Consider the following 20,152-nt stretch of genomic DNA (forward strand, 5'->3'; position numbering starts at 1 on the left):
GACACGACAAAGCATGCGCAGAAAGCGAAGCGGCAACGCTTCGCTTTTTGCACAATCGGGCGGGATAGACGAAACCCCGCCCGTTTTCATCGGGGGCCGCCATTTCACCGGCCCCGTTTTACTGCCTGGTCGCGGGCAGCTAATGGAGAATCACATGAAAGTCGTCGCTTTCGAGCGCCAACAGCAAGGTACGGGTGCGAGCCGCCGCCTGCGCAACGCCGGTAAGACCACGGGTATCGTCTACGGTGGCGAAGCAGCCCCGCAAAAGATCGAACTCGATCACAACGCGCTGTGGCACGCACTGAAGAAGGAAGCCTTCCACTCGTCGATCCTCGACCTCGAAGTGGCTGGCCAGTCGCAACAGGTTCTGCTGCGCGACGTGCAATACCACCCGTTCAAGCAACTCGTGCTGCACGTGGACTTCCAGCGCGTCGACGCGAAGAAGAAGCTGCACACGAAGGTGCCGCTGCACTTCCTGAACGCTGAAATCAGCCCGGCAGTGAAGCTGTCGAGCGCAATCGTCTCGCACGTCGCGACGGAAATCGAAGTCGAGTGCCTGCCGTCGGCTCTGCCGGAATTCCTCGAAGTCGACCTGTCGAAGATCGAAGCAGGTCAGTCGCTGCACGCGAAGGACATCGCACTGCCGAACGGCGTGACGCTGGTCGCGCACGTCGACGCGGAAAACCCGGTTGTCGCATCGGCGACGGTCCCGGCTGGTGCCGTGTCGGACGCAGCAGGCGAAGGCGAAACGCCGGCTGCCTAAGGGCTGCCCACGCGCCCGTTCGACCCGTTTCACGAAACGGTCGACACAACCCGCCGCGGCTTGCCCGGCGGGTTTTTCTTTTTCTGCGCCCAGGCGGGCGCTGCCGCCTACGAAACGTCATGATCAAACTGATCGTCGGCCTCGGCAATCCCGGGGCGGAATACACTGCGACGCGCCACAACGCCGGCTTCTGGCTGATCGACCAGCTCGCCCGCGACGCCGGCACGACGCTGCGCGACGAGCGCCGCTTCCACGGCTTCTACGCGAAAGCGCGTCTGCACGGCGAGGAAGTCCACCTGCTCGAGCCGCAAACCTATATGAACCGCTCTGGCCAGTCGGTCGTCGCGCTCGCGAGTTTCTTCAAGATCCTGCCCGACCAGATCCTCGTCGCGCACGACGAGCTCGATCTGCCGCCCGGCACCGTCAAGCTGAAGCTCGGCGGCGGCAGCGGCGGCCACAACGGCCTGAAGGACATCTCCGCACACCTGTCGTCGCAACAGTACTGGCGCCTGCGCATCGGCATCGGCCATCCGCGCGACCTGATCCCGGAAGGCGCGCGCGCCGGGGCGAAACCCGACGTCGCGAACTTCGTGCTGAAGCCGCCGCGCCGCGAAGAGCAGGACGTGATCGACGCATCGATCGAGCGCGCGCTCGCCGTGATGCCGATGGTCGTCAAGGGCGAACTCGATCGCGCAACGATGCAGCTGCATCGCAACTGACCCGCACCGGCAGGGTGCGACGTGCCGTCCGGCAGCGCCAGGCGGCATCTCCGTCTCGCGCAATTGCGCACCGCGGCGCCCACATGCGGTAATCTGGTCGTTTTTGCCTGTCAGGAGCCAAGCGGTGAGCCGTTACTGGAGCGACGTCGTTCAGCAACTCGTGCCTTACGTGCCGGGCGAACAGCCCGCGCTCGCACACCCCGTCAAGCTGAACACCAACGAGAATCCCTATCCGCCTTCGCCGCGCGTCGTCGCGGCGATCGCACGCGAACTGGGCGACACCGGCGACACGCTGCGCCGCTACCCCGACCCGCTCGCGCGCGCACTGCGCGAGACGGTCGCGGCTCATCACCGCATCAAGCCCGAGCAGGTCTTCGTCGGCAACGGCTCCGACGAGGTCCTCGCGCACGCATTCCAGGCATTGCTCAAGCATGACCGGCCGCTGCGCTTTCCGGACATCTCGTACAGCTTCTACCCCACCTACGCACGCCTGTACGGCGTCGAGACCACGATCGTGCCGCTTGCGGACGACTTCTCGATCCGCGTCGAAGACTATCTCGACGATGCCGGCGGCGTGCTGTTCCCGAATCCGAATGCGCCGACCGGGCGCGCGCTGCCGCTCGCGGACGTCGAACGGATCGCGGCCGCGAACCCGTCGTCGGTCGTGCTGATCGACGAAGCGTATGTCGATTTCGGCGCGCAATCCGCGATCACGCTGATCGATCGCCATCCGAACCTGCTCGTCGTGCACACGACGTCGAAGGCTCGCTCGCTCGCGGGCATGCGCGTCGGCTTCGCGTTCGGCGATGCGGCGCTGATCGACGCGCTGAATCGCGTGAAGGACAGCTTCAATTCCTATCCGCTCGACCGGCTCGCGCAGGTCGCCGCGCAGGCGGCATACGAAGACACCGACTATTTCGACGCGACCTGCCGGCGCGTGATCGACAGCCGTGCGCGGCTCACGCACGCGCTCGAGGCGCTCGACTTCGACGTCGTGCCGTCGGCCGCGAATTTCGTGTTCGCGCGCCATCCCGCGCACGATGCGGGCACGATCGCGGCAAAGCTGAAGGATCGGGAAATTTTCGTGCGGCACTTCCGCGCGCCGCGCATCGACCAGCACCTACGCATCACCGTCGGCACCGATGCCGAATGTGATGCGCTCGTCGCGGCGTTGCGCGACCTGATCGGCTGAACCGCAAGCGGGAAGCGAAACCGGCGCCGAACGGCGCCGGCCGAGGAAATCGTGACGCGTGGTGACGCACGCGCGTCACCGCAAGGTCACTGCGCGTCGTCGCCCTTCGCGGCGGTCAACGCGTGATACTTCTCCATCAACTGCACGTGCGATTCTTCATGCTGCGGATCGCGCGGAATGCACTCGACCGGACATACCTGCTGGCACTGCGGCTCGTCGAAATGGCCGACGCACTCGGTGCACTTGTTCGGGTCGATCACGTAGATATCCGGGCCCATCGAAATCGCGCCGTTCGGGCACTCGGGCTCGCACACGTCGCAATTGATGCACTCGTCGGTAATCATCAAAGACATACTGATCTCACTTCTTCAGGCCGGCGGCCGGCTTCGCAACGAAACCGGCCGGCGCCGCGTCACGCGGCCGGGCCTCCCATCGCAGCGACTTTCTCGGTCAGCCACTTCTCGACGGACGGGAACACGAACTTGCTGACATCGCCGCCCAACTGTGCGATTTCGCGCACGATCGTCCCCGAGATGAACTGGTACTGATCGGACGGCGTCATGAACATCGTCTCGACGTCGGGCAGCAGATAGCGGTTCATCCCCGCCATCTGGAACTCATATTCGAAATCGGACACGGCACGCAGGCCGCGCACGATCACGCGTGCATTGTTGGTGCGGACAAAGTCCTTCAACAGGCCCTTGAACCCCATCACCTTCACGTTCGGATAATGGCCGAGCACCTCGTTCGCAATCTTCAGACGTTCTTCCAGCGAGAAGAACGGCTTCTTCGCGCGGCTGTCGGCCACACCGACCACCAGCGTATCAAAAATGCTCGACGCACGCCGCACGAGGTCTTCGTGCCCGCGCGTCAGCGGATCGAACGTACCGGGATACACGGCGACTACCATGTCGCTCCTCCTGTCATTACGCAAACGGGGTAGCAGCCGTGCAACGCGCACGCCACTGCCGAGATGGGCATGCGTCGCCTTTGCAGCGCGCCGCCTCGTATGGAACGCGCATTATTCATCATTTTCGCGCCGCAGCAAATGATAGTGAACCGCACCGGCCTTGCCGTGCTTCACCACCTGCCAGCCGGCGAGCGCTTCGTGCGCGTCGGGGTCGAGCTCCGCCCCCGTCTCGACGTACAGCGCGCCATCGGGCGCGACGAGCGGCGCGGCCAGCGCGATCGCGCGATCGAGCACGGCCGGCTCGCCGAACGGCGGATCGAGGAACACGACGTCGAACGCGCCCGGGGTCAGCCCGGCCGCCAGCCGCAGCGCATCGGCTTCCGCGACCTCGACCGAGCGCGCGCCGAGCTTGTCCTTGATCGCACGCAGTTGTTGCGCCGCGCGCGGGTGGCGCTCGACCATCACGACACTCGCCGCGCCGCGCGACGCGGCCTCGAACCCGAGCGCGCCGGTGCCCGCGAACAGGTCGAGGCAGCGCCGGCCTTCGAGATCCTGGCCGAGCCAGTTGAACAGCGTCTCGCGCACGCGATCGGGCGTCGGCCGCAGGCCGTCGAGATCGAGCACGGCGAGCGGCGTGCGTTTCCAGTCACCGCCGATGATGCGGATCGTGTGCGGCTTGCCGCGGGCGGAGGGGGCCGCGGGGCGGCCGGAAGCGGAACGGGACATACGGAATATCGACAACGGAGGGACCGGGTGCGCACGAGGGCGCACCGCCAAACAGGCGCACGTTACCACAGCGGCGGCACCGGCTGACGCGAGTGCCTCGCCGCACTGATAAAATGCACGGTTTCGGCCGCCGTGCGCACGCCCGACGGCCCCTGCGGCGCTCCGCCCTCTTCCCGACGTCAGACCATGTTCAGCTTCTTCAAACGATTCAAGAAAACGCAGGAGCCCGACTCCGCGGAATCGCAATCGGCCGACGTGCCGCAACCGGACGAGCCGTCCGACGCGCCCGCCCCAGATGCCCGCCAGGCGGTCGAAGCACCGCGAGCACCCACCCCATCCGCCGCGCCGGCCGTCGTGGTGACGGTCACGCCGACCAACGACGGCAGCAACGAAGTCGTCGAAGCGGTCGAGATCGTGCCGCCGCCGACGCAGGATGCCTCCGCGAAGAAGTCGTGGCTCGCGCGCCTGAAGTCGGGGCTCGCGAAGACGGGTTCGAGCATCACCGGCGTATTCGTCAACACGAAGATCGACGAGGATCTGTACGAGGAACTCGAAACCGCGCTGCTGATGTCGGACGCCGGCGTCGACGCGACCGAATACCTGCTCGGCGCGCTGCGCGAGAAGGTGCGCGCGGGCCGGCTGACCGATCCGCAGCAGGTGAAGGGCGCGCTGCACGATCTGCTCGTCGAGCTGCTGCAGCCGCTCGAAAAATCGCTGATGCTCGGCCGCGCGCAGCCGCTCGTGATGATGATCACGGGCGTGAACGGCGCAGGCAAGACCACCAGCATCGGCAAGCTCGCGAAGCATTTGCAGAGCTTCGACCAGTCGGTGCTCCTGGCCGCGGGCGACACGTTCCGCGCGGCCGCGCGCGAACAGCTTGCGGTCTGGGGCGAGCGCAACAACGTGACGGTCGTCCAGCAGGAAAGCGGCGACCCGGCCGCGGTGATCTTCGATGCGGTCAGTGCCGCGCGCGCGCGCAAGATCGACGTGATGATGGCCGACACGGCCGGCCGCCTGCCGACGCAACTGCACCTGATGGAAGAGCTGAAGAAGGTGAAGCGCGTGATCTCGAAGGCGCACGACGGCGCACCGCACGAGGTGCTGCTCGTGATCGACGCGAACACGGGCCAGAACGCGCTCACGCAAGTGAAGGCCTTCGACGATGCGCTCGGCCTCACAGGCCTGATCGTCACGAAGCTCGATGGCACTGCCAAGGGCGGGATTCTCGCCGCAATCGCGCGGCAGCGTCCGGTGCCCGTCTACTTCATCGGCGTCGGCGAGAAGGTCGAGGACCTGCAGCCGTTCAGCGCCGTGGAATTCGCGGACGCGCTGCTCGGCTGAACACCGCCGGGCCGCATCGCACAGGGCGCCTTCGGGCGCCCTTTTTCATGCGCGGCCGCAAGCCACCAGCCGGCGGCCGCGGCGGCGCTCGGCATCACTCGACATCACTCGGCGTCGGGCTGCACGCCGGGCTCCGCGGCCTTGAACGCATCGAGCGTCGACGCATGATCGGCGATCCGCTGGATCGTCGGGAAGCGCGTCGTGTCGACCGAGAAGCGGTTCGCGTTGAACACCTGCGGCACGATGCAGATGTCGGCGAGCGTCGGCGTGTCGCCGAAGCACAGCTTGCCGGTGCGCGGATCGTTCGCGAGGCGCGTCTCGAGCGACGCGAAACCCGCCTCGATCCAGTGCCGGTACCACTCGTTCTTCGCATCCTCGGGCACCTTCAGCGTGTGCTTCAGGTACTTCAGCACGCGCAGGTTGTTCAGCGGATGGATCTCGCACGCGACCTGCAGCGCAATCGCCCGCACATACGCGCGGTCGACCGGCTGCTTCGGCAGCAACGCGGGTTCGGGATGCGTTTCCTCGAGATATTCGATGATCGCGAGCGATTGCTGCAACGTGGCATCGCCGTCGATCAGCGTCGGCACGACCGCATCGGGGTTCACCGCGCGGTACGCGTCCTTCAGTTGCTCGCCGCCGTCGCGCAGCATATGCACGGGGACCGTGTCGTACGGCAGCTGCTTCAGGTTCAGGGCGATCCGCACGCGGTACGACGCGGAACTGCGGAAATAGCTGTAGAGCTTCATGGGATGTCTCTCTTGATCGTATTCGGCCGGCGGCGGCGTCCGCAGCGCACATGCGGCACCGCCGGGAACCCGAGTTTAGCGCGCCGCGCCGCGTCGGCGCGCGCGACCGTGCTTGGGCGAGCCGCGCCCGTGCGATACTCGGGGCATTCCTTACCGCTCACCGCGCGGCCCGATGCCGGCCGACGCCCCACGCCCCGATGACCGCTCCTCACGACTCCGCCGCCTCGCCGTTCCCTTGCGCCCGCTTCATCAAGGAAATCGGCCGCGGCCCGCACGGCGCACGCGCGCTGTCCGCCGAAGACACGTTCGAGCTCTATCGCGCGATGCTCGATGCGCGCGTGTCGGACGTCGAACTCGGCGCGATCCTGATCGCCTATCGCCTGAAGGGTGAAAGCGCCGACGAACTGGCGGCGATGCTCGCCGCCGCGCAGGCATCGTTCGAACCCGTGCACGTGCAGGATGCCGCGTTCCGCCCGGTGTCGATCCCGAGCTACAACGGCGCGCGCAAGCAGCCGAATCTCGTGCCGCTGCTCGCGCTGCTGCTCGCGCGCGAAGGGGTGCCAGTGCTCGTGCACGGCGTCGAGCGCGATCCGGGCCGCGTGACGAGCGCGGAGATCTTCACGGCGCTGTCGATCGCGCCGTCGACCTCACACGATGCGATCGAGGACACGCTCGCCGAGCGCCGCGTCGCGTTTGCGCCGATCGATGCGCTGGCGCCGCGCATCGCGCACCTGCTGTCGCTGCGCGGCGTGCTCGGCGTGCGCAACTCCACGCACACGCTCGTGAAGATCCTGCAGCCGTTCGCGCCGGCCGGGCTGCGGCTCGTCAACTACACGCATCCGCCGTACCGCGACAGCCTCGCACAACTGTTCCGCGATCATCCGAATGCCGCGCTCGGCGGCGCGCTGCTCGCGCGCGGCACCGAAGGCGAAGCGGTGGCCGACACGCGGCGCCAGGTGCAGGTCGACTGGCTGCACGACGGCGTGTGCGACACGCTGATCGATGCCGAGCGCTCGTCGAGCGACGCGCCGCCCGTCGCGCTGCCCGAATCGCGCGACGCGGCGACGACGGCCGCGTGGACGGACGCCGTGCTGCGCGGCGAAATGCCGGTGCCCGACACGCTTGCACGGCAAGTCGCGACGATCGTGCAGATCGCCCGGATTGCACCGTGACCGATATCCCGGGTCGGCCCCCTTTCGGGCCGACCTTTGAACCGACCATTTGACACGCACACGCATCCTGGCATAGAGTTGTCGCCATGCGTTCCTTTCCGAACACCCTCCGAATTACCTCCGGCCGCCTAGCGCGGTCGCTATCGCTACGACTAGCCTAAGGCTGTCTTAGCGCCGTGTGCTGTCCGCACGGTCCCTCCCTGCAGTTCCTCGCAGCACCCTTCTCGCAGTTTTTACAACCCGAAGTCGTCAGCATTCGTCCGTCTATCCGTCGGTCGATTCGCGAAGATCATCCGCATCCGCGGCGCGTTTCCAGCGCCACGGCGCGAGGCAGCGCCAACCGTCGCCCATGCCGCCCGTCTTCGCTCGCGACTTGAGACCCGAGGTCCCGAAGATGAAGCGCAACCCGCAAGACAAGTACCGTCCGTTCGAACCCGTCCGCCTCAATGGCCGCCGCTGGCCGACCCGCACCATCGAGCGTGCGCCGGTCTGGATGAGTACCGACCTGCGCGACGGCAACCAGTCGCTGATCGAGCCGATGAGCATCGAACAGAAACTGGAATTCTTCGACATGCTGGTCGCGATCGGTTTCAAGGAGATCGAAGTCGGTTTTCCGTCGGCGTCGCAAACCGACTTCGATTTCGTCCGCAAGCTGATCGACGAGAAGCGCATTCCCGACGGCGTGACGATCGAAGTGCTCGTGCAGTCGCGCGAAGACCTGATCGCGCGCACCTTCGACGCGCTCGAAGGCGTGCCGCGCGCGATCGTGCACCTGTACAACGCGATCTGCCCGTCGTTCCGGCGCATCGTGTTCGGGATGTCGAAGGACGACGTGAAGGCGCTCGCGGTCGAGGGCACGCGCATGATCAAGGAACACGCGGCGGCCCGCCCGGACACGCACTGGACCTACCAGTACTCGCCGGAAACCTTCAGCATGACCGAGCTGACGTTCGCGCGCGAAGTGTGCGACGCGGTCGCGCAAGCCTGGCGGCCGACCCGCGATCACAAGATGATCGTCAACCTCCCGGCGACCGTCGAAGCCGCGGGCCCGAACGTGTTCGCCGACCAGATCGAGTGGATGGACCGCAATCTCGCGTATCGCGACAGCATCGTGCTGTCCGTGCATCCGCACAACGATCGCGGCACCGCTGTGGCAGCCGCCGAACTCGCGCTGCTCGCAGGCGCCGACCGCATCGAAGGCTGCCTGTTCGGCAACGGCGAGCGCACCGGCAACGTCGATCTCGTCACGCTGGCGCTGAACCTCTACACGCAGGGCATCGACCCGGGCCTCGACTTCTCCGACATCGACGCGGTGCGCCGCGTGGTCGAGCGCTGCAACCAGATTCCGGTGCATCCGCGCCATCCGTACGCGGGCGACCTCGTATTCACCGCGTTCTCCGGCTCGCACCAGGATGCGATCCGCAAGGGCTTCGCGCAACAGCGTCCCGACGCGGTGTGGGAAGTGCCGTACCTGCCGATCGACCCGGCCGACCTCGGCCGCAGCTATGACGCGGTGATCCGCGTGAACAGCCAGTCCGGCAAGGGCGGCGCGACGTTCCTGCTCGAACGCGGGATGGGTTTCACGCCGACGCGCCGCGTGCAGATCGAATTCAGCCACGCGGTGCAGACGCTCGCCGACGCATCCGGCGAGGAAGTGACCGGCGACGCGATCTGCGCGCTGTTCGCCCGCGAATTCTTCGAGACCGACGGCCCGGCCGCGCGCCACGGCGACAGCGCGCACTGGCAGAACCGCGATATCGCGGGTGTGCCGCCAGCCGGCGCAACGCCCGAAGACGTCGTGCAACGCGTGGCCACGGCCTTCGCGACGGCGGCCGGCACGACGATCGACGTCGCCTCGTGCGAACACGCGCGCACGGCGGACGGCCGGATCGCGGTATCGGTCGGCTGCCGGGTCGGCGATGCGCCGCCGCGGCACGGTGTCGGCGTGCATGTCGATGCGGCGAGCGCCGCGCTCGATGCGGTCGTGAGCGCGGTCAACCGCTCGGCCTGGCATTGCGCCGACCGCCGTGCGGCGGCCTGACCGGCAGGTTTCGCTTCAGGGTTTGAACGTCAGCGAGCGGTGCGTGACCGCCCGTGCGCCGCGCGATCCGCGCCGCACGGGCCAATGAAAAGCGGCCCAGAAGGCCGCTTCGGTCGGGACATGAAAACGAGCGCCACGCGCGCTCATGTCTCGGTCGCGCACCGCGTCGCCTGCCACGCCAGCAGGCGCCAATGGCCCTGCTCGTGGGTATGGACGGCGGTATAGGCGATCGGAAACACCAGCCCGCCGTTGTTGGTCTCCATCTCGATCAGCGCGCGCCCGGTGACGACGCAGGTTGCGTCGCCGACGGGCAGCAGGTCCTGCGACTGGATTTCGATCTGACGATAGCGGCGGCGGCCGGCAACGATCGCGTCAATGAACTGCTGCTTGGTTTCGCGTTTGCCGTTGGTGTGCACGAAGAACACCTTGTCCGACAATTGCGCATCGAGCGCCTCGCCGTCCCCGTCGACCATCGCCCGGAACCGATCGCGCTCGAGTGCGCGAATCGCATCGACCACCTTCGCCATCGCCTGACTCCTCGGCAACGCGCCCGCCGTGCGCGGGCGTGCGGATCAGAAGTTGTATTGCACGTAGAACTGGTGGAAATTTATACCAGGATTCGGCTCTTTGATACCCGCGTTAGACACATGTTCAAAACGGTAGCCGACCTGATACTGTTGCCGTTGGCCGAACTGCACGCCGACACCCGCAGTCGGCGCGAACTGGAATGCGGTCGACAGCGAGAAATTGTCCGAGATCGTCGGGTGCGTCAGAAGCCGGACGCCGCCGCCGGCCTCAATGAACGGGCGAACCTGCCCCGCGCTCTTGATGAAGCGGAACATTGGCGTCACCCCGAATTCGCCGATACTGCTATGGACGTTGCCGCCCGTGTGCCAGTAGCCGACGTGCCCCTCCACCACGAACGCGAAGTGCCAGCCGCCGATTTCCCACCAGTTCCAGCCCGGATCCCACACCACGCCGAGATCACCCTTGTCGATCCCGTGGCGGTCGGAAAACCCGCCGCCCGCCTGGATCCCCCACCGGTCCGCGAACGCGGCCCCCGATCCGCCCAGCAGCGACGCCGCGAGCAACGCATGCAGCGCAAGCCGGCTACGGGTCCGGCGATTCTTCTTATTGTTCATCTGACACTCCAACTTTGTGGGTTGAATGGAGCCCAGCCGCAACGGCTGGGCCCGAGCGAACTGAATGGTATGGTAAAGGACTTTTCGGATCGGCATCACGAAGCGAAATTGTTTGCTTCCAAAACTACAAAAATCGAAATCGTCTACTGATTACCATCAGAAACAACGGCTTACGGAACTTCCTCCGACCAACCCGGTCGCAAATTAGACTATCGACTCGAGTAGTTCGATAGAAAACCGGGAACTTGGATGCCCACGTGCCCTCTAAGGAATTAGCACTCGGATTGTGGGAGTGCTAAGATGACCCCCGGAATCTCATCCGAGACCAAGGGTTTGTCCCTGATTCCAAAGGAGTTTTTTAGTGAGCCACGCCCTGACCCTTCCGAACACCCTGAGCCCGACGCCGGCCAAGGCCGAATCGGCAGGCTCGCTGGCGCTCGCAACTCAATCGATGTTGCCGGGCCAGCTTGGCAACATCGATGCGTACATCCAGGCCGTCAACCGGATCCCGCTGTTGAGCGCCGAAGAGGAACGCCAGTACGCGACCGAATTCCGCGAAGACAACAACCTCGACTCGGCACGCCGCCTCGTGCTGTCGCACCTGCGGCTCGTCGTGTCGATCGCGCGCAACTATCTCGGCTACGGCCTGCCGCACGGCGACCTGATCCAGGAAGGCAACATCGGCCTGATGAAGGCGGTGAAGCGTTTCGACCCGGCGCAGAACGTGCGCCTGGTGTCGTACGCGATCCACTGGATCAAGGCCGAGATCCACGAGTACATCCTGCGCAACTGGCGGATGGTGAAGGTCGCGACGACGAAGGCGCAGCGCAAGCTGTTCTTCAACCTGCGCAGCCACAAGAAGAGCATGCAGGCGATGACGCCCGAGGAAATCGACGGCCTCGCGCAGGAGCTCAACGTCAAGCGCGAAGACGTGACCGAAATGGAAACGCGCCTGTCGGGCGGCGACATCGCGCTCGAAGGGCAAGTGGAAGACGGCGAGGAGTCGTACGCACCGATCGCCTACCTGGCCGACTCGCACAACGAACCGACCGCCGTGCTCGCCGCGCGTCAGCGCGACATGCTGCAGACGGACGGCATCGCGCAGGCGCTCGAGGCGCTCGACGCGCGCAGCCGCCGGATCATCGAGGCGCGCTGGCTGAACGTCGACGACGACGGCTCGGGCGGCTCGACGCTGCACGATCTCGCGGCCGAATTCGGCGTGTCGGCGGAACGCATCCGCCAGATCGAAGCGAGCGCCATGAAGAAGATGCGCACTGCGCTGGCCGAATACGCATAAATCCCGGCAATTCAGAGCGCTTCATCCAAAACCGCTGCCTACTGGCAGCGGTTTTTTTTCGCCCATCCTTTCTCCCGTTTTTTTCGTATTAATCGACCTTATTGATCGGATATCGGGCGGTTTCGGGCCCCTTCCGCATAACCTTGATCTACCTCAAGTTTCAACCCTCGGTTCGCGACGGTCTGCCGCAGCGCAGCACTCGGCATCGGAATGCCGGCATTTTAAAATTGGCATGTCGGCTTAAAAGGATTAAAACAGCTTAAGTGCCGTCATAAATCCGACGTAAAGTCGCCCCAAAACCATGTAAATCGATTCAGGATAATCGCCTTGATCTCGATCAATAAAGAGCCTGCGCCGCCTCCCCCGCAGGCCGCCGGCACGCCCGGCTGGCGCGCGCGCATCGGCACGTGGGCACGCGGGCCAACCCTCGCCCGCGACATCACGCTGGTACTGATCGTCAAGCTGGTTCTCTTGATGTCGCTCAAATACGCATTCTTCAATCATCCGCAGGCTGAGCACATGTCGCTGCCGCCTGCCGCCGTCGCCGAGAAGCTGCTCTCGGTGCCGGTGCCTGCATCTACCGAGGGAGACCACCATGATAAGTAGCGAAGTCGTCGATCTGTCGCGTCTGCAGTTCGGCATCACGGCGCTCTACCACTTCCTGTTCGTGCCGCTGACGCTCGGCCTGTCCTGGCTGCTCGTCATCATGGAAGCCGTCTACGTGATGACCGGCAAGCAGGTCTACAAGGACATGACCCAGTTCTGGGGCAAGCTGTTCGGGATCAACTTCGCGATGGGCGTGACGACCGGCATCACGCTCGAATTCCAGTTCGGTACGAACTGGTCGTACTACTCGCACTACGTCGGCGACATCTTCGGCGTGCCGCTCGCGGTCGAAGGCCTGATGGCGTTCTTCCTCGAATCGACGTTCGTCGGCCTGTTCTTCTTCGGCTGGAACCGCCTGTCGAAGGTCAAGCACCTGATGGTCACGTTCCTCGTCGCGCTCGGCTCGAACCTGTCCGCGCTGTGGATCCTCGTCGCGAACGGCTGGATGAACAACCCGGTCGGCGCCGAGTTCAATTACCAGACGATGCGCATGGAGATGACGAGCCTGTTCGACGTGCTGTTCAACCCGGTCGCGCAGGTGAAGTTCGTGCACACCGTGTCGGCCGGCTACGTGTCGGCGGCGATGTTCGTGCTCGGCGTGTCGTCGTGGTACCTGCTGAAGAAGCGCGACGTCGACTTCGCGCTGCGCTCGTTCGCGGTCGCAGCCGGATTCGGCCTCGCGGCGACGCTCTGCGTGATCGTGCTCGGCGACGAATCGGGCTATACGACGGGCGAAGTGCAGAAGATGAAGCTCGCCGCGATCGAGTCGGAATGGGAAACGCAACCGGCGCCCGCATCGTTCACGCTGATCGGCATCCCGAACCAGGAAGCGCAGCGCACCGACTACGCGATCAGGATCCCGTACGCGCTCGGCCTGATCGCGACGCGCTCGATCGACGAACCAGTGATCGGCCTGCGCGAGCTCGCGAAGCACAGCGAGGAGCACATCCAGAGCGGGATGGTCGCGTACGGCGCGCTGCAGAAGATCAAGCAGGGCGACACGAGCGAGGCAACCCGCGCGTTGTTCGACCAGCACAAGCAGTATCTCGGCTACGGGCTGATGCTCAAGCAGTTCACGCCGAACGTGGTCGATGCGACGCCCGAGCAGATCAAGGCCGCCGCGAAGAAGACGATCCCGCCTGTTGCGCCCGTGTTCTTCTCGTTCCGGATCATGGTGGCCCTCGGCTTCCTGTTCGTCGCGACGTTCGTCGCCGCGTTCTGGTTCTGCGCGCGCCGCGAGCTGCTGCATGACAACCGCCGCTGGTTCCTCCGCTACGCGGTGTGGGCGATCCCGCTGCCGTGGATCGCGATCGAATTCGGCTGGATCGTCGCCGAGCTCGGCCGCCAGCCGTGGACGATCGCGGGCGTGCTGCCGACGCACCTGTCCGCGTCGAGCCTGCAGCCGAGCGACCTGTACCTGAGTCTCGCCGGCTTCATCCTGTTCTACACCGCGCTGTTCGTCATCGAGATCAAGCTGATGTTCAAGTACGCGCGCCTCGGCCCGTCGTCGCTGCATACCGGCCGCTATCACCACGAACTCGCCGCAGCCGGCGAGCGTGCCGCGGTTTGAGCACGCCCCCGCAACGGAACAAGGAATCGCTATGGACTATGCAACTCTCAAGCTGATCTGGTGGCTGCTGGTCGGCGTGCTGCTGATCGGCTTCGCCGTCACCGACGGCTTCGACATGGGCGCGACCGCGCTGCTGCCGTTCCTCGGCAAGACCGACGACGAGCGCCGCATCATCGTCAACACGGTCGGCGCGACGTGGGAAGGCAACCAGGTGTGGCTGATCACGGCCGGCGGCGCGATGTTCGCCGCGTGGCCGCTCGTGTACGCCGCGTCGTTCTCCGGCTTCTACTTCGCGATGCTGCTCGTGCTGTTCGCGCTGTTCTTCCGGCCGGTCGGCTTCGACTATCGCAGCAAGCGGCCCGACCCGCGCTGGCGCGCGGGCTGGGACTGGGGCCTGTTCGTCGGCGGCTTCGTGCCGGCGCTGGTGTTCGGCGTCGCGTTCGGCAATCTGCTGCAGGGCGTGCCGTTCAAGTTCGACAGCGACCTGCGGGTGACCTACTACGGCGGCTTCTGGGCACTGCTGAACCCGTTCGCGCTGCTCTGCGGGCTCGTCAGCCTCACGATGCTCGTCGCGCACGGCGCCGCGTTCATCAAGATGAAGACCGACGGCGCGATCGCGCGCCGCGCGTCGATCGCGCTGCGCGTGTCGGCGCTCCTCGCGGTCGTGCTGTTCGTGCTGGCCGGCGTGCTGGTCGCGTCGACGATCGGCGGCTTTCACATCACGCACGCCGCACCGAACGACACGGTCGCGAACCCACTGCTGAAGGACGTCGCCGCCGGCTCGGGCCTGTGGCTCGCGAACTACGGCGAATATCCGTGGATGATCGCGGCACCGGTGGTCGGGATCGCCGGCGGCCTGCTCGCGCTGCTGCTCGCCGGCTCGAAGCAGGAAAAGACGGCGTTCTTCTGCACCGGCCTGATGATCGCCGGCGTGATCCTGACCGCGGGCTTCTCGATGTTCCCGTTCATCATGCCGTCGTCGCTCGACCCGCGCAGCAGCCTCACCGTGTGGGATTCGACGTCGAGCCATATGACGCTGCAGGTGATGCTGTTCGCGGTGATCGTGTTCTTGCCGATCATCCTGCTCTACACGAGCTGGGTCTATCGCGTGATGCGCGGCAAGGTCACGCATCAATCGCTCGAAGAGAACAAGCACTCGATGTATTGAACCCGGCCGGGGCGCACATGCGCCCTCGCCCACCGTTTCGCAAGGAGTCGGACCATGTGGTATTTCAGCTGGATTCTCGGTATCGGCGTCGCGCTGTCGTTCGGCATCGTCAACGCGATGTGGCTCGAAGCACGGCAGAAGTCGCCGGAAACGCCGGTGCGCGCACGCCGCGACTGACGCGTGACACGGCGGATCGCACCGCCGCCCCAAGGAAAAACGGCTTGCGACGCATCGCAAGCCGTTTTCGTTTTACTGCCCTGCGGCCCGGACCCGCTACGCGGACCGGCCCCGCCTCATCGCGTCATGCCGGATCAGGCCGGTTGCGCGGCCGCACCGCCGCCCGTCGGCGGCAGGCGTGCGCCGAGCTGTTCCGCATAGCGTGGCGCCGCGTTGCCGCAGACGATGTGTAACGTGTCCGGCGACACCCATGCGACGTCGAGCGCACCGAGTCGATCGCGATCGACCGCCGATGCGTCGCGCACGACGACACGCAGGCGCGTGGTCGCGATCGCGTCGAGCGATGCGACGTTGGTCGCACCGCCGAACACCGCGAGCCAGCGCAGCGGATCGGGATCGAGCGGGCCGGCCGCCGCGCCCGTGACTGGCTGCGCAGCCGCGGTCGTTGCCGTCGCCGCGGCACCCGTCGCGCCGCTGCCGATCGCCGAACGCATCTCGTCGGCAATGATGTCGGCCTCGGGCCCGATGATCACCTGCACGCTGTTGCCGCCGCGCTTGAGCACGCCGCGCGCGCCGATCGACTTCAGTTCAGGCTCCGACACCTTCTCCGGATCGACGACGGTCAGGCGCAGGCGCGTCGTGCATGCGTCGACGACCGTCAGGTTGCCCGCACCGCCGAGCGCGGCGATGTAGCGCTGCGCACGCGGCGCGGCCGCCGCGGCACCGCCAGCCGGTGCGACGAAACCGCCCGATGCGTACGACTCGGTCGCCGCATCGGCCGAGGCCGGCTCGCGGCCCGGCGTCGCCATGTTGAACTTGCGGATGAAGAAGCGGAACAGCCCGTAATACGCGGCGCCGTACGCGATGCCGAGCGGAATCGCGATCCAGCCCTTCGTCGACAGCCCGTAGTTCAGCACGTAGTCGATCGCGCCGGCCGAGAACGTGAAGCCGAGCTTCACGCCGAGGATCTGGCAGATCGCGAGCGACAGCCCCGTGAGCACCGCATGAATCACGTACAGCACCGGCGCGAGGAACATGAAGCTGAATTCGATCGGCTCGGTCACACCGGTCAGGAACGACGTGAGCGCCATCGAGAACAGCAGGCCGCCGACCATCGCGCGGCGCTCCTTCGGCGCTTCGTGCAGCATCGCGAGACACGCGGCCGGCAGGCCGAACATCATGATCGGGAAGAAGCCGGCCATGAAGGTGCCCGCGGTCGGATCGCCCGCGAAGAAGCGGTGCAGGTCGCCGTGCACGATCTCGCCGCCGGCCGGCGGCGTGAAGTTGCCGAACACGAACCACGCGAGCGAGTTGATGATGTGGTGCAGGCCCGTGACGAGCAGCAGGCGGTTCAGGAAGCCGAACACGAACGCACCGATCGCGCCCGCCGTCGTCAGCCACTGGCCGGCCGCGTCGATCGCATGCTGGATCGGCTGCCATACGTATCCGAATACGATGCCGAGTATCACGCACACGAGCCCCGTGATGATCGGCACGAACCGCTTGCCGCCGAAGAACGCGAGGTAGTCCGGCAGCTTGATGTCCTTGTAGCGGTTGTACAGCAGGCCCGCGACCACGCCGGCGATGATCCCGGACAGCACGCCCATGTTCAGCTTGGGATCGATGTCCTTCATGATCGCGGTTTCGATCAGGTAGCCGATCGCGCCCGCGAGTGCCGCCACGCCGTTGTTGTCCTTCGCGAAACCGACCGCCACGCCGATCGCGAACAGGAGCGGCAAGTTGTCGAAGATCGCGCCGCCAGCGTCGGCGATCATCTTGATGTTGAACACGTCCGGCTGTCCGAGCCGCAGCAGGATGCCGGCGACCGGCAACACCGCGATCGGCAGCATCAGCGCCCGGCCCAGCCCCTGTATCTTCAGAAACGGATTCCCGTCCATTCAGTCCTCCAATCCATGTCTCGTCATTAATCGTCGTTGACCTAATTGCTTTCGTAGTGAAACGGGTCGCGCGCCCGCCGCCGACGTTCAGTCGAGCGGCCAGACCTCGCGGCTTGCTGCCCTTACCGCCTGTGCCGAGTCGAGTGCGAGCAGGTCCTGCGCACGCTGGCGACACAGCTGGTAATCGAGACGGCGCACGCGCGCCTTGATGCCCGGCACCGATACGGGGTCGACCGACAGCTCGGTCACACCGAGGCCCACCAGGATCGGCACCGCGAGCGGATCGCCGCCCAGCGCGCCGCACACGCCGACCCACTTGCCGTGCTTCGCGGCACCGCGCACCGCGATATCGATCAGGCGCAGCACGGCCGGATGCAGGCCATCGGACTGCGCGGCCAGATCGGCCTGGCAGCGGTCCATCGCGAGCGTGTATTGCGTCAGGTCGTTGGTGCCGATCGACAGGAAATCCGCGTGCTGCGCGAGCTGGTCGGCGAGCAGCGCCGCCGACGGCACCTCGATCATCACGCCGACCTCGATCGGCTCGGTGCGGCCCTGTGCACGCGCGAATTCGTCGATGCGCTTGCGCAGCCGCACGATCTCGCCCGCATCCGTCACCATCGGCAGCAGGATGCGCACCGCGCCGAACGGCTTCACCGCGAGCAGGCCCTGCAACTGATCGTCGAGCAGATCGGGGCGCACCTGCGCGAGGCGGATGCCGCGCAGGCCGAGCGCCGGGTTCGGTTCGGGCGGCAGCGTCAGGTAGTCGACTTCCTTGTCGGCGCCGACGTCGAGCGTGCGGATGATCGCGGTGCGGCCCTGCAGCGCATCGACGATCGACTGGTAGCTCTGCTGGTGTTCGACGACGCTCGGCGCGGCCTGGCGATGGATGAACATCAGCTCGGTGCGCAACAGGCCGACCGCGTCCGCGCCGTTGTCGACCGCGGTGTTCGCGTCGTCGAGCGTCGCGATGTTCGCGGCAACCTCGATCGCGCGGCCGTCGACGGTCGCGGCGCCGGTGCCGGCCATCTGCCGGTTCGCTTCGCGCACGCCGTCCAGGCGCTGGCGTTCGTGGCGCGCGCGCTCGACGTCGAGCGCGGTCGGCGCGTGTTCAAGACGGCCCGCGCTCGCATCGACGACAACCTGCGTGCCGTCCGGAATCGCGTAGAGCGCGTCGCCGACCGCGACAAGCGCCGGAATGCCAAGCTGGCGCGCGATGATCGCCGCATGCGACGTCGCGCCGCCGCGCGCCATCACGAGCGCGGTCACGCGCTGGCGATCGAGCGACGACAGGTCCGACGGCGTGAATTCCTCGGCCGCGAGCACGGCCTCGTCGGGCAGCGTGCGCGTCGCGCCGCTCGTATGACCGAGCGCGCGCAACACGCGCTTCTCGATGTCACGCAGGTCGGCCGCGCGCTCGGCGAGCAGCGCGTCGTCGAGCTTCGACAGCGTGTCGATCTGCGCGCGGATCGTCGCGCGCCACGCGAAGCCCGCGCTCTTGCCGAGGCTGATCTGGTCGCGCGCCGCGTCGACCAGCGTCGGATCCTCGAGCAGCACGCGATGCACCGCGAAAATCCCCGCCTCACCGACCGCGCCGCGCGCCGATGCGTTGCGCACCGTTTCGTCGAGTTCGGCGTCGACCGCCTTCAGCGCCTGATCGAGCTGTCGGCTTTCCGACGCGGGCGTGCCGGTCGCCTGCTCGGGCGGCACGATGTCCGCATCGTCGAGACGCACGAGCGTGCCGACCGCGATGCCGGGTGCCGCGCACACACCCGCGAGCGTGTTCGGATCGAGCGACGCGCCGGTATGGTGCACGACCATCTGCGGCGCGGGCGACTTGAGCCTAGCCGGCGTTTCCTCGACTTCGCCATGCGCTTCACGCAGCAGTTCGTGCTCGACCGCTTCGACGGCTTGCTGCGCGTGCGCGCCGCGGCCGACCAGTTCGATCGTCGCACCTTCGCCGGCGCCGAGGCCGAGCAGGCCGACCACGCTTGCGATCGGCGCCTTGCGGCCGTCGAAATGCACGTCGACATGTGCGTCGAGCCCGCGCGCGGCTTCGCGCGCCCGCGCGGCCGGCCGTGCATGCAGGCCGCCCGGCTGCGTCAGCACGATCTCGCGGCGCACTTCGTTCATCGCCGCGGCGCCGGCCTGCGCCGCCTGCGCGGCGGCTTCGCCCTTGCCGCGCAGCGTCAGGAGCGGCGTCTCGCCGGCCGTCGCGAAACCGCTCGCGCGCTCGACGACGTCGAATGCATCGGAGTTCGCGATCGCGATCACCGAGACCAGCGAATGCGCACTGCGTGCGACCGCGTCCTGGTCGAATTCGATCAGCAAGTCGCCCGCTTCGACACGCGCGCCGGCCTCGACGCGCGCGGTGAAGCCCTGCCCGTTCAGCTCCACGGTGTCGATGCCGATGTGCAGCAGCACTTCCGCGCCTTGCGGCGTCGTGATGGTCACCGCATGGCCGGTGCGCGCGAGATGCGACACGATGCCGGCGCACGGCGCGACGAGCTTGCCCGCGAGCGGGTCGATGCCGATGCCGTCGCCGAACATCCCGCCGGAGAACACCGGATCGGGCACATCGGCCAGTGCGACGATCGGCCCGGTCAAGGGGCTCAGCAGAACGATCGGATCATGGGTGGAACTCTTCAACTGGGACTCCTCGGCGCGTCTCATCGGCTGTCTCG

Annotated in this window: 19 protein-coding genes; 11 read left to right on the plus strand and 8 right to left on the minus strand. The window is 66.5% G+C overall.

From position 1 onward, the window contains the following. Positions 1-154 precede the first annotated feature (154 nt). The 3 genes from AC1Z3W_RS34455 (at position 155) to hisC (ending at position 2,674) form a co-directional block, all read left to right on the plus strand. Positions 155-763: a 50S ribosomal protein L25/general stress protein Ctc gene (locus AC1Z3W_RS34455; RefSeq protein ID WP_124834248.1), complete on the plus strand. Its 609-nt coding sequence runs from the start codon at positions 155-157 to the stop codon at positions 761-763. Between the two features lie 119 nt (positions 764-882). Continuing rightward, a complete protein-coding gene (pth, locus tag AC1Z3W_RS34460) occupies positions 883-1,482 on the plus strand; it encodes an aminoacyl-tRNA hydrolase (RefSeq protein ID WP_057926521.1) in 600 nt (199 codons plus the stop codon). Between the two features lie 124 nt (positions 1,483-1,606). Next, positions 1,607-2,674, plus strand: a complete 1,068-nt coding sequence (gene hisC / locus AC1Z3W_RS34465; RefSeq protein ID WP_124834249.1) for a histidinol-phosphate transaminase — start codon at positions 1,607-1,609, stop codon at positions 2,672-2,674. 86 nt (positions 2,675-2,760) lie between these two features. On the opposite strand, the gene AC1Z3W_RS34470 is transcribed toward hisC, so the two are convergent. The 3 genes from AC1Z3W_RS34470 to rsmD all read right to left on the minus strand — a co-directional run bounded on the left by AC1Z3W_RS34470 (position 2,761) and on the right by rsmD (position 4,310). After that, positions 2,761-3,027 carry a YfhL family 4Fe-4S dicluster ferredoxin gene (locus tag AC1Z3W_RS34470; protein ID WP_057926519.1) on the minus strand — a complete coding sequence of 89 codons (267 nt, stop codon included), beginning with the start codon at positions 3,025-3,027 and terminating at the stop codon, positions 2,761-2,763. 59 nt (positions 3,028-3,086) lie between these two features. Then, the gene (gene coaD / locus AC1Z3W_RS34475; protein WP_006398238.1) at positions 3,087-3,584 is read right to left on the minus strand and encodes a pantetheine-phosphate adenylyltransferase; all 498 of its coding nucleotides are present in this window, start codon (positions 3,582-3,584) and stop codon (positions 3,087-3,089) included. A 111-nt stretch (positions 3,585-3,695) separates the two neighbouring features. After that, the gene (rsmD, locus tag AC1Z3W_RS34480) at positions 3,696-4,310 is read right to left on the minus strand and encodes a 16S rRNA (guanine(966)-N(2))-methyltransferase RsmD (protein WP_124834251.1); all 615 of its coding nucleotides are present in this window, start codon (positions 4,308-4,310) and stop codon (positions 3,696-3,698) included. 186 nt (positions 4,311-4,496) lie between these two features. On the opposite strand from rsmD, the gene ftsY reads away from it, so the two are divergent. Next, positions 4,497-5,651: a signal recognition particle-docking protein FtsY gene (gene ftsY, locus AC1Z3W_RS34485; RefSeq protein WP_057926517.1), complete on the plus strand. Its 1,155-nt coding sequence runs from the start codon at positions 4,497-4,499 to the stop codon at positions 5,649-5,651. A gap of 104 nt (positions 5,652-5,755) precedes the next feature. Here the strand turns inward: ftsY and maiA are convergent, their stop codons facing one another. After that, on the minus strand, positions 5,756-6,400 hold the full coding sequence (maiA, locus tag AC1Z3W_RS34490) for a maleylacetoacetate isomerase (RefSeq protein ID WP_057926516.1): 645 nt from the start codon (positions 6,398-6,400) through the stop codon (positions 5,756-5,758). Positions 6,401-6,597: 197 nt separating this feature from the next. Here maiA and ybiB point away from each other — a divergent pair, with 197 nt between their 5' ends. Together ybiB and leuA are read left to right on the plus strand one after the other, a co-directional pair. Continuing rightward, positions 6,598-7,572, plus strand: a complete 975-nt coding sequence (gene ybiB / locus AC1Z3W_RS34495; protein WP_124834252.1) for a DNA-binding protein YbiB — start codon at positions 6,598-6,600, stop codon at positions 7,570-7,572. 394 nt (positions 7,573-7,966) lie between these two features. Beyond that, positions 7,967-9,613, plus strand: coding sequence for a 2-isopropylmalate synthase (gene leuA, locus AC1Z3W_RS34500; protein WP_483509408.1), 1,647 nt, complete (start codon positions 7,967-7,969; stop codon positions 9,611-9,613). A gap of 143 nt (positions 9,614-9,756) precedes the next feature. Here leuA and AC1Z3W_RS34505 read toward each other — a convergent pair whose 3' ends face one another. Both AC1Z3W_RS34505 and AC1Z3W_RS34510 read right to left on the minus strand, forming a co-directional pair. Next, the gene (locus AC1Z3W_RS34505) at positions 9,757-10,140 is read right to left on the minus strand and encodes a nuclear transport factor 2 family protein (protein ID WP_057926513.1); all 384 of its coding nucleotides are present in this window, start codon (positions 10,138-10,140) and stop codon (positions 9,757-9,759) included. A gap of 45 nt (positions 10,141-10,185) precedes the next feature. Continuing rightward, complete coding sequence (locus AC1Z3W_RS34510) at positions 10,186-10,755, minus strand: acyloxyacyl hydrolase (protein WP_057926512.1); 570 nt, start codon at positions 10,753-10,755, stop codon at positions 10,186-10,188. Positions 10,756-11,116: 361 nt separating this feature from the next. Here AC1Z3W_RS34510 and rpoH point away from each other — a divergent pair, with 361 nt between their 5' ends. From rpoH to cydX, 5 genes are all read left to right on the plus strand, one after another. Next, entirely contained in the window at positions 11,117-12,052 is a 936-nt protein-coding gene (gene rpoH, locus AC1Z3W_RS34515) for an RNA polymerase sigma factor RpoH (protein WP_044847484.1), read from the plus strand. A gap of 327 nt (positions 12,053-12,379) precedes the next feature. Continuing rightward, a complete protein-coding gene (gene cydP, locus AC1Z3W_RS34520; RefSeq protein WP_057926511.1) occupies positions 12,380-12,658 on the plus strand; it encodes a cytochrome oxidase putative small subunit CydP in 279 nt (92 codons plus the stop codon). Beyond that, positions 12,648-14,228 (plus strand): cytochrome ubiquinol oxidase subunit I, encoded by a 1,581-nt coding sequence (locus tag AC1Z3W_RS34525; RefSeq protein ID WP_057926510.1) that lies wholly within the window; start codon positions 12,648-12,650, stop codon positions 14,226-14,228. The genes cydP and AC1Z3W_RS34525 overlap by 11 nt, the downstream gene beginning before the upstream one ends. A 31-nt stretch (positions 14,229-14,259) precedes the next feature. Continuing rightward, a complete protein-coding gene (gene cydB / locus AC1Z3W_RS34530; protein WP_057926509.1) occupies positions 14,260-15,396 on the plus strand; it encodes a cytochrome d ubiquinol oxidase subunit II in 1,137 nt (378 codons plus the stop codon). Between the two features lie 54 nt (positions 15,397-15,450). Next, positions 15,451-15,573: a cytochrome bd-I oxidase subunit CydX gene (cydX, locus tag AC1Z3W_RS34535; RefSeq protein WP_057926508.1), complete on the plus strand. Its 123-nt coding sequence runs from the start codon at positions 15,451-15,453 to the stop codon at positions 15,571-15,573. Positions 15,574-15,707: 134 nt separating this feature from the next. Here cydX and nagE read toward each other — a convergent pair whose 3' ends face one another. Then, on the minus strand, positions 15,708-17,471 hold the full coding sequence (gene nagE / locus AC1Z3W_RS34540; RefSeq protein WP_057926507.1) for an N-acetylglucosamine-specific PTS transporter subunit IIBC: 1,764 nt from the start codon (positions 17,469-17,471) through the stop codon (positions 15,708-15,710). Between the two features lie 87 nt (positions 17,472-17,558). Next, a complete protein-coding gene (gene ptsP / locus AC1Z3W_RS34545; protein ID WP_124834256.1) occupies positions 17,559-20,141 on the minus strand; it encodes a phosphoenolpyruvate--protein phosphotransferase in 2,583 nt (860 codons plus the stop codon). Between the last annotated feature and the right edge of the window lie 11 nt (positions 20,142-20,152).

This window comes from Burkholderia sp. 10_S31 (assembly GCF_056930375.1).